This is a genomic window from Bartonella sp. AP150HLJHH, from assembly GCF_042196385.1.
Taxonomy (GTDB): Bacteria; Pseudomonadota; Alphaproteobacteria; order Rhizobiales; family Rhizobiaceae; genus Bartonella.
This window is the reverse complement of sequence record NZ_JBHIQC010000001.1, coordinates 233,247-246,349: the sequence shown is the minus strand read 5'-3', so window position 1 is coordinate 246,349 and position 13,103 is coordinate 233,247. Positions and strand designations below refer to the sequence as shown.

Sequence of the window (13,103 nt, the reverse complement as noted above, 5' to 3'; positions counted from 1 at the left end):
TTTATGACTCACCACTACTGACTTTAATTGGAATCTGTTTTATTTCTTTTTTTAATTTTGGTTGATACAGATTAATTGATAAAAGACCATTTTTCAACTCTGCATTTGTAACATGCATCCCTTCCGCGAGAACAAAGGTTCGCTGGAATTGTCGCGCAGCTATACCGCGATATAAATATTGATGATTTTGGTTGTCTGTTTGTTTACCATGAATAACCAATTGATTATCATCGAGTAAAATATTAAGATGGTTAATCTTAAATCCAGCAACAGCCAAAGTTATCCGGATATGATTTGCATCATCACTTTTATGCAAACGTTCAATATTATAGGCTGGGTAAGCCTCATCAGCTTTACCGATACGTTGCAATATTTTTTCTACGGTTTCAAACCCTAAAAGAAAAGGATTGGAGAAAGGCGTCACATATGTCATTCATGAGTATCCTCTTTAAAACGGCTTTACTTGACCAAACTCTATAAAAGTGTTCGCTGCACTCCTCTCATATGGCGAGCATGAATGATAACTTCAAGAGAGAAGATTTAAGAGAGTTCAATGCCTCAAAGTAACATAAAATTATCAAAGGTGCGAAATTTATCTAGTATATTGTATAATAAAGATGAAATTGCGGAAATATTTCGCCGTTTTTCTGTGCAACGCCCAACACCTAAGAGTGATCTTAACTATATAAATACTTTTACACTTTTAGTTGCCGTTGTGCTTTCGGCTCAAGCGACAGATGTAAGCGTTAATAAAGCGACAAAAGAATTATTTTTCCTTGCTGATCAACCGGAAAAAATGGTTGCATTAGGGGAAGAAGAAATAGCAAATCATATCCGTTCAATTGGCCTTTGGCGTGCAAAAGCACGTAATGTTTATGCGCTTTGCAACTGTTTAATTAATCAATATGGTGGTCAAGTACCCGATACGCGTGAAGCACTCATGGCCCTTCCTGGAGTTGGGCGCAAAACGGCTAATGTGGTCTTGAATGTTGCTTTTGGTCAGCCTACATTGGCAGTAGATACACATATTTTTCGCTTTAGCAACCGTCTTGGTTTGGCGCCTGGAAAAACACCAGAAATTGTTGAGAAAAAATTATTAAAGATTATACCGGTTCATTATATTCGCCATGCGCATCATTGGCTGATTTTACATGGTCGCTATATTTGTCAAGCCCGTAAACCACAATGTACGCAATGCATTATTGCCGATTTATGTAAAGCAGCCATCAAAACAAATGCAATTCCAGCACCTTTGGTTGAGCTTCAAGACAATGGAGCGCCGATTTTTTTGTAATACGGTCTTGCTATTTTGTGTATACTAGCTTATGAAAACGTCTTTAAGAGCCGCCCGGCAGGGCATGCCGTGGCTGTTTAAATGCTTGTTCAAGCGTTGGTCCGCTTGAGTGAATAAAATGTTTGATTGAATAAATTAATGTACGGAGTAGCAAAATGCCCAAGATGAAGACCAAATCATCCGCTAAAAAGCGGTTTAAAATCACTGCGTCAGGCAAAATTAAAGTAGCAGCTGCCGGTAAGCGCCACGGCATGATTAAGCGTTCGAATAAATTTATTCGCGATGCACGTGGAACAATGGTTTTGTGTGAACAAGATGCTAAAAAAGTCATTCAGCATTATTTGCCGAATGGTATTTAAACCTTACGCTTTTGATTTTGAGGAGATTATAATATGGCTCGTGTGAAAAGAGGTGTGACAGCACACGCTAAGCACAAAAAAATTCTTAAACAGGCTGAAGGTTTTTACGGTCGTCGTAAAAATACCATTCGTGCAGCTAAAGCAGCGGTTGATCGTTCAAAGCAATACGCTTATCGTGATCGCAAAAATAGGAAACGTACTTTCCGTGCTTTGTGGATTCAGAGAATTAATGCGGCTGTTCGCGCAGAAGGTTTAACTTATGGACGTTTTATTGATGGCTTATCAAAAGCCGGTATTGAGGTTGATCGTAAGGTTCTTTCAGATATAGCAATCCATGAGGCAGAAGCATTTTCTGCTTTAGTAGCTTCGGCAAAAAAAGCTTTAGAATATTTAAAAGATACGACACCTAATGCTTTCGAAGGCGCTGTCAAATAAGCCAGTCGTGTTCTCTTAAAGCATTCATTTATTCGAGGTCCCGTGCTGGCTATTGCGAGTGCGGGTTTTTCTTTATTAAAAAATAGGCAAAAATATGAATGATATTGAGCGTCTGGAACAAGAAATTTGTTTAGCCTTAGAGGCAGCAGGTGATGAACAAGCACTTGAAGAAGTGCGTATTGCAGCATTGGGTAAAAAAGGTAGTATCTCTGAAAAATTAAAAGAATTAGGAAAAATGGATGCTGGCGAGCGCCATAAAGTTGGACCAGTTCTTAATGAATTAAAAAATCGCATTTTAGAATTATGGGCACAAAAGCGTGATCTTCTGAAAAGACAGGCAATAGATGCCCGTCTTTCTCGTGAAAAAGTTGATGTTACCTTGCCTGTTCGCTCTTCACCTATAGAACGGGGACGCATTCATCCTATTTCACAAGTGATTGAGGAAATTATTGCCATTTATACAAAGTTGGGTTTTTCTCTTGCAGAGGGACCTGATATTGAAACAGATTATTATAATTTTACAGCATTGAATTTTCCTGAAGGGCATCCAGCGCGTGAAATGCATGATACCTTCTTTTTTGATGTTGATAAAATGGGAGAACGAAAATTATTGCGAACCCATACATCACCCGTACAAATTCGTACACTAGAAAAACAAAAAGCACCGATACGGATCATTATTCCTGGAAAAACTTACCGCATGGATTCGGATGCAACACATTCTCCCATGTTCCATCAGGTAGAAGGTCTTGTCATCGATAAAACCTCCACCATAGCCCATATGATGTGGCTACATGAAACCTTTTGTAAAGCATTTTTTGAAGTTCCCTCTGTAAAAATGCGTTTTCGTCCCTCTTTTTTCCCTTTTACCGAACCATCTATGGAGGTAGATATTCAATGTGATCGTTCTGGTTCAGAAGTAAAGTTCGGAGAAGGACAGGATTGGTTGGAAATTTTAGGATGCGGAATGGTGCATCCCCAGGTGTTGAAAAATGTTGGTTTAAATCCAGATGAATATCAAGGTTTTGCATGGGGCATGGGCATTGATCGTATTGCCATGTTGAAATACGGTATGCCTGATTTGCGGGCTTTTTTTGATGCTGACCTGCGTTGGTTAGACCATTATGGCTTTCGTTGCTTTGATATGCCTGCTTTTTTTCCTAATAGAAATGTGTGATCTTAGTCATCGCTTTCATGTGAGGTTTTAAAATGAAGTTTACATTGTCCTGGTTAAAAGATCACTTAGAAACAAATGCATCTTTGAATGAAATTTGTGAAAAATTAACCGCTATAGGTCTTGAGGTTGATTACGTTGATGATCGGTCTTCTTTAAAAGGTTTTGTGATTGCAAAAGTTTTAACAGCAATAAAGCATCCTGATGCAGATAAACTTCAAATTTTATCAGTCGATACAGGGACTTCCACACCTGTTCAAGTTGTCTGTGGAGCACCAAATGCACGCGCAGGTCTTGTTGGTGTTCTGGCACTACCAGGCACTTATATTCCAGGACTTGATGTAACATTATCTGTAGGAAAAATCCGAGGTGTTGAAAGTTTTGGGATGATGTGTTCACAAGCGGAGCTTGAATTATCAAATGAGCATGATGGGATTATTGAACTTCCAGAAGATAGTCCTATTGGAGGTTCATTTGCAGCTTATGCTGGTTTAGATGATCCGGTTATTGATATTGGTTTGACCCCTAATCGTTCCGATTGCACAGGTGTTCGTGGTATTGCACGTGATCTTGCTGCCGCTGGAATGGGAAAATTAAAAGAATTATCCCTGTCAAAATTTGATCCTTCCTTTGAAACACCTCTCGATGTTTCATTAGATTTTTCGCAAGATTCATCATTATGTTTAGGTTTTGCTTGGCGTGAAGTGCGCAATGTTCAAAATGGTGCATCACCACAGTGGATGCAACAGCGTTTGAATGCAATTGGTCTGAGACCGATTAATGCGCTTGTTGATATGACCAATTACATCAGTTTTGACCTTGGTCGTCCACTCCATGTTTTTGATGCAGATAAAATTAAAGGTAATTTGTGTGTACGTTGCGCGCGTGAAGGAGAGCAACTTCAAGCACTGAACGGAAAAATCTATCATCTGGGCCCTAAAAATTGTGTCATTGCAGATGACGAGGGGGTTGTTTCGATTGCCGGTATCATGGGCGGTGAAAGAACGAGTTGTGATGAAACAACACATCGCATTATTATTGAATCGGCGCTTTGGGATGCGCGAAGCATTGCACAAACAGGAAGAGCATTAGGTCTTATCAGTGATGCACGTTATCGATTTGAACGAGGTGTTGACCCGGCTTTTATAGAAACAGGACTTGAGATTGCAACAGAATTGGTCTTACGTCTTTGTGGTGGTGAAGTATCTAAAAAGAAGATCGTTGGCTATCAGCAACAAGAAATCAAACAGATCGCTTTTCCTTTTTCTGAAATTAAACGTTTAACAAATTTGGAAATAGAACCTGAAAAAGTCATCTCTATTTTAACAAAACTTGGATTTTTTGTTGAAGGAAAAGGAGAAGTCGTTACGGTAAAAGTACCATCATGGCGCCCTGATATTATGGGTAAAGCCGATTTGGTGGAAGAGGTTATGAGAATTTATGGGTTAGATAAAATTAAACCTATTCCTTTGGAAAACTTTGCAGAAGGAAAAGATCAAATTTTAACATGCGCACAAATTCGTTCACGTGCTACACGTTTGGCTCTAGTGCAACGTGGTATGAAAGAAGCGGTGACATGGTCTTTTATTTCTGAAAATCAAGCTCTTGCTTTTGGAGGAGGTCAAGAAGAGCTTAAATTAGTTAATCCTATTGCTGCTGATATGTCAATGATGCGTCCTTCCCTTTTACCTGGCTTGATTATGGCGGCACAAAGAAATGCTGATCGTGGTTTTTCCGATCTTGCTTTGTTTGAAGTTTCAAGTATTTATGAGGGCGACACCCCTGATAAACAACACCGTGTTGTTAGTGGAATTCGTCGCGGAACAGAGCAATTTAAAGGGGCTGGGCGTTTTTGGAATGGAAATGCAACCGTCGTTGATGTTTTTGATGCCAAAGCAGATGCTTTAGCTATTTTAGAAGCATGCGATATGGATGTTGGGAAAGTGCAGATTGAAGTTGGAGCACCGGATTGGTATCATCCTGGTCGTTCAGGTGTCATAAAACTTGGATCAAAGATTATTCTTGGTTTTTTTGGTGTTTTTCATCCTGCTACATTAGAAAAGTTAGATGTCAGTGACCCTTTATGCGGCTTTGAAATTTTTCTAGATCGAATTCCAGAATCAAAGAAAAAAACGACCAAAAGCCGTCCTCCTTTGAAACTCTTACCTTTTCAAATGGTGCGGCGTGATTTTGCCTTTATAGCGGATAAAACTGTTGCCTCTTCTCTTATTATTCGGGCGGCAAGTGGAGCCGATAAAAAACTTATTCATTCAGTGCGGGTTTTTGATATTTTTGAAGATTTAAGCTTTGGTGAAGATAAAAAATCTGTTGCAATTGAAGTAACTATTCAGCCCATAGAACGGACTCTAACAGATGAAGATTTAGAAAAGCTTGCCTCAAAGATCGTGGATAATGTTACCAAAATGACAGGTGCATATTTGCGCTACTGAGTATTCTCATTTTTTATGAGATATTTTACATGAAGTGGGAGCATCTTTGCGTGCTCCCTTTTTGTTTGGCATTCAAGAGCTATAGAACTTCTTGAAAGGGGACCTCCTTACCAAAACAAGCTGCTTAAATCATCAATTTTTTCAATATGAAAAAACTGTTTTTAAACATCTTGAAAAGTTATTTTTTCTCTTAATCCTTCATTGCAAATGTAAAAGATAACTGCTATTGCTAAATGATAATGCAAATTATTTGCAATAAAAAGAAGGCATATAAAGGAAAGAGAGAATCAATGAACGTAAGAACGTTTTTCACCATAGTTTTTGGAAGTGTTATTTTTTTTACACCCAATTTTGCTTTGTGTGCTGGTAAATTTAAAGCTGTTACGACATTCACTATCATTGCTGATATGGCACGCAATGTAGCAGGTGATGCCGCTGATGTTGAATCCATTACAAAACCAGGTGCGGAAATTCATGAATACCAACCCACCCCACGCGATCTTATGCGTGCTCAGGGAGCTAACCTTGTATTGTGGAATGGTTTAGAGTTAGAGCTTTGGTTTGAAAAGTTTTTTCAAAATATCAAGGATGTTCCAAGTGTTGTTGTTTCAAAAGGTATTATACCCATTAAAATTGGTGAGGGCCCCTTTAGCGGTAAACCCAATCCTCATGCGTGGATGTCACCGACCTCTGCTTTGATTTACGTTGATAATATTCGCGATGCTTTTGTAAAATATGATCCTGAACATGCTGAAATTTATAAACAGAATGCTGAAATTTATAAACAGAAAATTCGTGCAACGATTGATCCAATTAGGGCTGAATTAGAAGCTGTACCGCAAGATAAACGTTGGCTTGTGACCAGTGAGGGGGCTTTTAGCTATTTGGCGCGTGATTTTGATCTAAAAGAACTTTATTTATGGCCCATCAATGCTGACCAACAAGGAACACCACAGCAGGTCAAGCATGTTATTGATATGGTTCGCAAATACAATATTCATGCAGTTTTTTCTGAAAGCACTATTTCCCCTGCGCCTGCTAAGCAGGTTGCCAGAGAAACAGGAGCTAAATACGGTGGTGTTCTTTATGTTGATTCTTTAAGTGAGAAAAATGGTGAGGTACCCACTTATATTGATTTATTACGTGTCACGAGTGGGCGTATTAGCAATGCTTTAGTAGAGGGAGTAAAAAACCAATGACGGAATGTGGAATTTTTGCCCAAGGAGTAACGGTAACATATCGTAATGGACATACAGCTTTACGTGAAGTGAATTTTGAAAGTCCAAAGGGTTCTATTACGGCATTGGTTGGTGTTAATGGATCCGGTAAGTCAACGTTATTTAAAGCGATTATGGGGTTTGTACGCCCCTCAAAGGGAAAAATTCGTATGTTTGATTTGCCCGTTGATATAGCTTTGAAAAAAAATCTTATTGCTTATGTTCCTCAAAGTGAAGATGTTGATTGGAATTTTCCTGTCTTGGTTGAAGATGTTGTATTGATGGGGCGGTACGGTCATATGAATTTCTTTCGCTATGCCCGTACACAAGATTATGAAGCCGTTCGTATTGCCTTAGAACGCGTTGATATGTTGGCTTTTGCCAAGCGCCAAATTGGAGAACTTTCTGGTGGACAGAAAAAGCGTGTTTTCCTAGCGCGCGCTCTTGCACAGAAAGCAAAAGCTATTTTATTAGATGAGCCGTTTACAGGGGTTGACGTTACAACAGAAGATAAAATCATTGCTTTGTTACAAGATCTCCGTAAAGAAGGAGCAGTGATCTTGGTTTCAACTCACAATTTGGGTTCTGTTCGCGAATTTTGTGATCATACAGTTTTAATAAAAGGTACTGTTTTAGCTTCTGGGTTAACAGAAAAAATCTTTACAAAGGAAAATCTGGAGAAAACTTTTGGAGGGTCTTTGCATCACCATATTTTTGATCTTCAAACCACAAAAAAAAATGATGTTTTCATGGGAAGAAAGCAGTCTGCAGTTTGTGAAGATATTGAAAGAGTGGAGCACGTTGCATGATTTCTTGGTTGCTTGAGCCACTGAGCTATCAATATATGGTGAATGCAATGTGGGTTTCTGGGTTAGTTGGGTGTGTTTGTGCCTTTCTTTCAGCTTTTTTGATGTTAAAAGGTTGGTCATTGATTGGTGATGCACTTTCCCATTCGATTGTTCCTGGTGTAGCAGGAGCTTACCTTTTAGGATTACCTTTTTCACTCGGCGCTTTTTTTTCTGGTGGTCTTGCAGCAGCAGCAATGCTCTTTTTTAACCACCGGACAAAGCTTAAAGAAGATACCATTATTGGGCTCATTTTTTCTTCCTTTTTTGCCTTTGGGTTGTTTCTCAAATCATTAAAACCAATGGCTGTTAATATTGATACGATTGTTTTGGGAAATATTTTAGCAGTGAGTTCAACAGATATTCTACAATTGGCTTTTATCGGCTTTGTTTCGTTGCTTATATTGCTTTTGAAATGGAAAGATCTTCTTGTGTCATTATTTGATGAAACGCATGCGCATGCCATTGGATTAAACGTAAAATTTTTAAAGATTCTCTTTTTCACATTGCTTGCCGCTTGTACTGTTGCTGCGATGCAAACCGTTGGAGCATTCTTAGTCATTTGTCTTGTTGTGACACCTGGGGCAACGGCCTATCTTTTAAGTGATCGTTTCGTGAACATCTTGGTTATTGCAGTTGTAATTGGAACCTTCACAAGTGTCTTGGGTGTTTATGTGAGTTATTTTTTGAATGCACAAACGGGGGGGGTTGTAGTGCTTTTTCAAGCATCTTTATTTGTTTTGGCTTTTATTTTTGCTCCTAAACATGGGTTTATTGCTGCGCGCTTACGCATAAATGCGGCAAAAAAGGGTGTAATATTATCATGATTGATCAATTACTGCTTCCGTTTCAGTTTTCTTTTATGCTTAAGGGTATGCTTATTGTCATGATTCTTTCTATTCCCATGGCGATGCTTTCCTGTTTTCTTATTTTGAAAGGATGGGCGCTGTTAGGCGATGCCATTTCTCATGCAGTTTTTCCAGGTGTTGTTGTTGGTTATATGACAACACCATGGGTAATCGCATTTTTAACTTCTTTGCCATTTGCTTGGTTTCAGCATATGCGTCCAGAGAATATTACAATGACTTTGATTACTTGCGGTGCTTTTGTTGCAGGAATGGTGTGTGCACTATTAACGGGTTTTTTAGGGAGCAATAGCCGTATCAAACAGGACACGGTGATGGGTGTGGTCTTTTCTTCAATGTTTGGTTTGGGGCTTGTTTTAGCCACGTCTATTTATAGTAGCTTAGATTTGAATCATATTCTATTTGGTAATCTCTTAGGTGTTAACTGGCTTGATATAACGCAGACGGCAATCATTTCCGCTGTTGTCACTTTTATTTTAGCAGCAAAATGGCGCGACTTTATGCTGTATATTTTTGACACAGTTCAAGGACGTGCAATGGGGTTACCAATATCTCTACTCCACTATACCCTGCTAACGATGATTTCTCTTACAATTGTTGCAGCTTTGAAAGCTGTAGGGATCGTACTCGTTATTTCTTTACTGATAGCACCAGGAGCAATTGCCTATCTTGTCACAAAGCGGTTTTCTTTTATGTTAATGATCGCGATACTTGTTGCAGCTTTTTCTGGTTTTTTAGGGATTTATCTCAGCTTATTTATCGGCTCTGATTCTGCTTCCACAATTGTGTTGATCTTGACGTTGATTTTTATGGCTATTTTCATGATGATTTTCTTTCGTCGAAACACAGTTCAAGAGACTTGAAAGTGTTAAAATTCATGCATATCAGCCATGCATTTTTATATATTGTTTCTCATTTTTATTTTAATTAGAGTCCCGAGTGCTAGATTATTTTTCCTCCTAATATCTAGCAGGTGAATGCAGTAAATTTTCTCCCCCCCCCAACACTGCATTCTTAATTAAGAGGCTGCATTGATTTCTTCTGCAGCCTTTTTATTTTTTTGTTTTTCTAAAATCTCTCCTCTTTTCTTGAAATCATTTAAAATGATTATAATATTGTGTAAGCTATTCGGTATTTTCAAGGAACTTATAACAGCAAAGACACTTACGCATGAAGGGGTAGAGCGTAATTGTGCACTCAGACATATAAACAGAAAAAAACAGATACAATGTTTTTGTATAGGGTTTTGCGTAGAGGAAAATAGTACGAGAAAATGAAAAAAGATTTGAAGATATCGCACCCTTTACGTATCTGCTATTATATAGCAGGGTGGGCGATGGTTATATTAGGTATTATCGGTGTCGTATTACCTATTATGCCAACTGTGCCTTTTTTATTGGTTGCCTCATGGTGTTTTACGCGTTCTTCTCCACGTTTTCATCAATGGTTGAATAATCATCGTATTTTTGGTCCCCCTATTAAGCGATGGGAAGAAAAAAAAGCAATCTCTCCATTCGTTAAAGTTTTTGCAATGATGAGTATGACAGGAGGATTTTTATCCTTTTTTGTAATGCTACACCCTCCTTTGTGGATTTCTTTACTTGTTGCGGTTATATTATTGCTGATTGCCATTTATATTGTAACACGTCCATCTTCCTAATGATAAAAAAGGCTTTATGGGATACTCTTTTTAGCTTCAACTTATTTGTAAAAACTATGAGAACTTTTAAGTTTTGAATATAAGCTCTCCATTTCCAAAATGCATATGAAATAGCAAGCTTTTTGAACGCAATTAATTAATAATATGTTTGTGAAATAATTTTTATGAACACTCAAAATGTTCTCACTTGGTAAACAATGATAAATCACATTCAGGGAAGAGAGTCATTATTTTTGTAAAGCATGTTTGTATGAATCTCTACATATACATCATTAAAAAGTCATTGATATGATAGTCATTTCTTTCTAAAAGACATTTCGTTTGTTTTCATATCTCTTAATGAGGATATAATACAAAGCTTACTAAACACCATCATTTTTATACTTATACAGTTAAGAAGCCGGTCTATTATATCAATCTTTAATGTTATATCTGTTATTAACTTAAGAATAATTCATAAAAAACAACAGAGTTTTTCAAATGGTTTTATACATACACGCATTCTTATTATAATATGCGAATAAATAATTTCTCTGTCTTTGTATAAAGCTTATTCGAAATAAAAATATTATTGCATTCTCTGTTTTTAATAAAGTCATGCCCCTCACGTAAAACAAAAGGTCTCCCAAATCATGTTATTTACACATTTATTTTAATGAAACATCTCTCAACGCTTTACTCATTTCATAATAGCAGACCATACATGGATAAAGTAAAATCTCATTGTAACGTGTATAAAATCTATTTGAGCACCATCATCCTTGCCTTTCAAAATGCACACCAATAGTCACCATGCTATTTGTCATCCTCCAATGTTGCCTTAGTAATTCCTAATGCTACAATTATAGCTTGTCATCTGGTTTTGTATATTTTGACACTAGATTTTGTATCAATTTATTTTTTTCAAAGAGTTTAAAGATGTTCTCAAAGGGTTTTGAAAGCCTTTTCTCATTTTTACTTATGGAAACGCACTTTTTTCTGATTTTCGGTAATTTTTGCAATTTTAGGTGTCAAAATCTATTTTGATAAAACGCGCATTTAATGGCCAAAATTGTACATAAAAATAGCAAATTACCACGTATTCCTACTTAATCCAACCTCTTCCCACTTAGTATAAAACCTACTGTCAAACTACAACAATAACCCTTAGAACTTGAAAACCTTCATACATGCAAGGAGATGAGTGTGCTTGATTTAACAGGGTTAAAATGAGAAAATCTCCTTGGTTAAACTTCCTTGGCTCGTTAAGTATTTTTTTAATGCGTCGTAAATATTTTTAAGTCTTATCTATCGCGCCTTATGTAAGTGAAGCGTATGCGTGGTAGGCCAAGTAGAATCTGCTCAAAAACAGCCGAACTGTTTACAGACCAGCAAAGGTTAAGAATCCTCGTCCTTAGAGTAGGACAAAAATCAATCTTATAAACAATATGATGGATCAATATACTTGTTTTAAAGAACCGGAAACTATGTCTTTATAGGTCTAGCAATTCGCTTTTTATTACCAAAAAAATTGAGATAACGTTGTACTTCTTTTGAATCACCGATCGTTTTTTCAGGATTATCTGAAAGTTTTACGGCTGGTCGACCATTGGCATAGGTCACCTTACAAACAAGGGAAAGAGCATCAAGAGTTTCGATTTCCTGAGGTGCACAGCCTGTAAAATCATTGGTAAGATCCGTGCCCCATCCAAAACTCATGCGCACTTTACCATGGAAATGATGATAGGTTTTTTCAATTGTATTGACATCAAGAGCATCAGAAAAAATTAAAAGTTTTTTGCGTGGATCTTTTCCTTTTTCTTTCCACCATTGAATAATACGTTCACCACCTTCAATAGGAGGCGCACTATCGGGTCTGAAACCCGTCCAATCAGCGACCCAATCTGGTGCATTGCGTAAAAATTCTTCTGTACCAAAGGTATCAGGTAAAACAATGAGAAGATTTCCACCATAATAACGATTCCAATCTTGCAAGACTTGATACGGAGCTCTGCGTAATTCATCATCGTTGTTGCTGAGAGCCGCAATAACCATAGGCAATTCGTGTGCATTGGTTCCAAGAGCTTCTAAATCCGTATCCATGGCAAGAAGAACATTAGAAGTTCCAGTAAAAGAATGACCAATGCCTTCTTTTAATGCTTCCACACACCAGCGCTGCCATAAAAAAGAATGGCGGCGCCTTGTCCCAAAGTCAGATATTTTAATATCAGGCAATTTTTTGAGACGTTCAACTTTACTCCACATTTTTGCTTTAGCACGCGCATAAAGTACATCAAGAGCAAAACGATCTAGTTTTTTGAGAGCAGCACGTGAACGTAATTCACTAATAATAGCAAGGGCAGGAATTTCCCACATGGAACTATGGGCCCAGGGTCCATGAAAATGAAGGATATATTGGCCATCTTTGCGGGTGAGTTCATATTCTGGGAGTTGAAAATTCTCAAGCCACTGAAGAAAATCCGGTTCAAAAATTTGTTTGCGTCCATAAAATGTATTACCAGCAAGCCAGATCATTTCTTTTTTTGTAAAGCGCAAACTAAGAGCATGATCAAGTTGAGCACGTAATTCACTCTCATCAATATCATCGGCAAGACGTATTGTTTTAGAGCGATTTATGAGGGAAAAAGTAACATTAACATTAGGGTATAACCCCCAAATCATCTGCACCATAAGAAGCTTATAAAAATCCGTATCAAGAAGTGAGCGAATAATGGGATCAAGCTTCCAAGTGTGATTGTAAACACGTCTAGCAATATCCGGATGATTCATAACCTTTTTCTTTCATTTTCATAAAATCTAAAAT

12 protein-coding genes are annotated in these 13,103 nt (G+C 37.7%); 10 read left to right on the top strand and 2 right to left on the bottom strand.

Features of this window, described 5'->3' with window-relative positions; all coding sequences use genetic code 11:
* Position 1: 1 nt before the first annotated feature.
* Positions 2-433 carry an Hsp20 family protein gene (locus ACFING_RS00925; RefSeq protein ID WP_375629229.1) on the bottom strand — a complete coding sequence of 144 codons (432 nt, stop codon included), beginning with the start codon at positions 431-433 and terminating at the stop codon, positions 2-4.
* A 120-nt stretch (positions 434-553) separates the two neighbouring features.
* Here ACFING_RS00925 and nth point away from each other — a divergent pair, with 120 nt between their 5' ends.
* The 10 genes from nth to ACFING_RS00875 all read left to right on the top strand — a co-directional run bounded on the left by nth (position 554) and on the right by ACFING_RS00875 (position 10,300).
* Positions 554-1,294, top strand: a complete 741-nt coding sequence (nth, locus tag ACFING_RS00920; protein WP_375620848.1) for an endonuclease III — start codon at positions 554-556, stop codon at positions 1,292-1,294.
* Between the two features lie 155 nt (positions 1,295-1,449).
* Positions 1,450-1,653 carry a 50S ribosomal protein L35 gene (gene rpmI, locus ACFING_RS00915; protein ID WP_183193590.1) on the top strand — a complete coding sequence of 68 codons (204 nt, stop codon included), beginning with the start codon at positions 1,450-1,452 and terminating at the stop codon, positions 1,651-1,653.
* A 33-nt stretch (positions 1,654-1,686) separates the two neighbouring features.
* Complete coding sequence (rplT, locus tag ACFING_RS00910) at positions 1,687-2,088, top strand: 50S ribosomal protein L20 (RefSeq protein WP_375624743.1); 402 nt, start codon at positions 1,687-1,689, stop codon at positions 2,086-2,088.
* Between the two features lie 94 nt (positions 2,089-2,182).
* Positions 2,183-3,265: a phenylalanine--tRNA ligase subunit alpha gene (pheS, locus tag ACFING_RS00905; protein WP_375629225.1), complete on the top strand. Its 1,083-nt coding sequence runs from the start codon at positions 2,183-2,185 to the stop codon at positions 3,263-3,265.
* A 32-nt stretch (positions 3,266-3,297) separates the two neighbouring features.
* Positions 3,298-5,712 carry a phenylalanine--tRNA ligase subunit beta gene (gene pheT, locus ACFING_RS00900; RefSeq protein ID WP_375629222.1) on the top strand — a complete coding sequence of 805 codons (2,415 nt, stop codon included), beginning with the start codon at positions 3,298-3,300 and terminating at the stop codon, positions 5,710-5,712.
* A gap of 290 nt (positions 5,713-6,002) precedes the next feature.
* Positions 6,003-6,911, top strand: a complete 909-nt coding sequence (locus ACFING_RS00895) for a metal ABC transporter substrate-binding protein (RefSeq protein WP_375620851.1) — start codon at positions 6,003-6,005, stop codon at positions 6,909-6,911.
* Positions 6,908-7,738, top strand: coding sequence for a manganese/iron ABC transporter ATP-binding protein (locus ACFING_RS00890; RefSeq protein ID WP_273790252.1), 831 nt, complete (start codon positions 6,908-6,910; stop codon positions 7,736-7,738). The genes ACFING_RS00895 and ACFING_RS00890 overlap by 4 nt, the downstream gene beginning before the upstream one ends.
* Entirely contained in the window at positions 7,735-8,601 is an 867-nt protein-coding gene (locus ACFING_RS00885) for a metal ABC transporter permease (RefSeq protein ID WP_375611406.1), read from the top strand. Before ACFING_RS00890 ends, ACFING_RS00885 begins: the two co-directional genes overlap by 4 nt.
* Entirely contained in the window at positions 8,598-9,503 is a 906-nt protein-coding gene (locus tag ACFING_RS00880) for a metal ABC transporter permease (protein ID WP_273790250.1), read from the top strand. The genes ACFING_RS00885 and ACFING_RS00880 overlap by 4 nt, the downstream gene beginning before the upstream one ends.
* A 410-nt stretch (positions 9,504-9,913) precedes the next feature.
* Positions 9,914-10,300, top strand: a complete 387-nt coding sequence (locus tag ACFING_RS00875; RefSeq protein ID WP_375611405.1) for a YbaN family protein — start codon at positions 9,914-9,916, stop codon at positions 10,298-10,300.
* 1,464 nt (positions 10,301-11,764) lie between these two features.
* Here ACFING_RS00875 and pncB read toward each other — a convergent pair.
* Positions 11,765-13,069, bottom strand: a complete 1,305-nt coding sequence (gene pncB / locus ACFING_RS00870) for a nicotinate phosphoribosyltransferase (RefSeq protein ID WP_375611404.1) — start codon at positions 13,067-13,069, stop codon at positions 11,765-11,767.
* Positions 13,070-13,103: the final 34 nt, after the last annotated feature.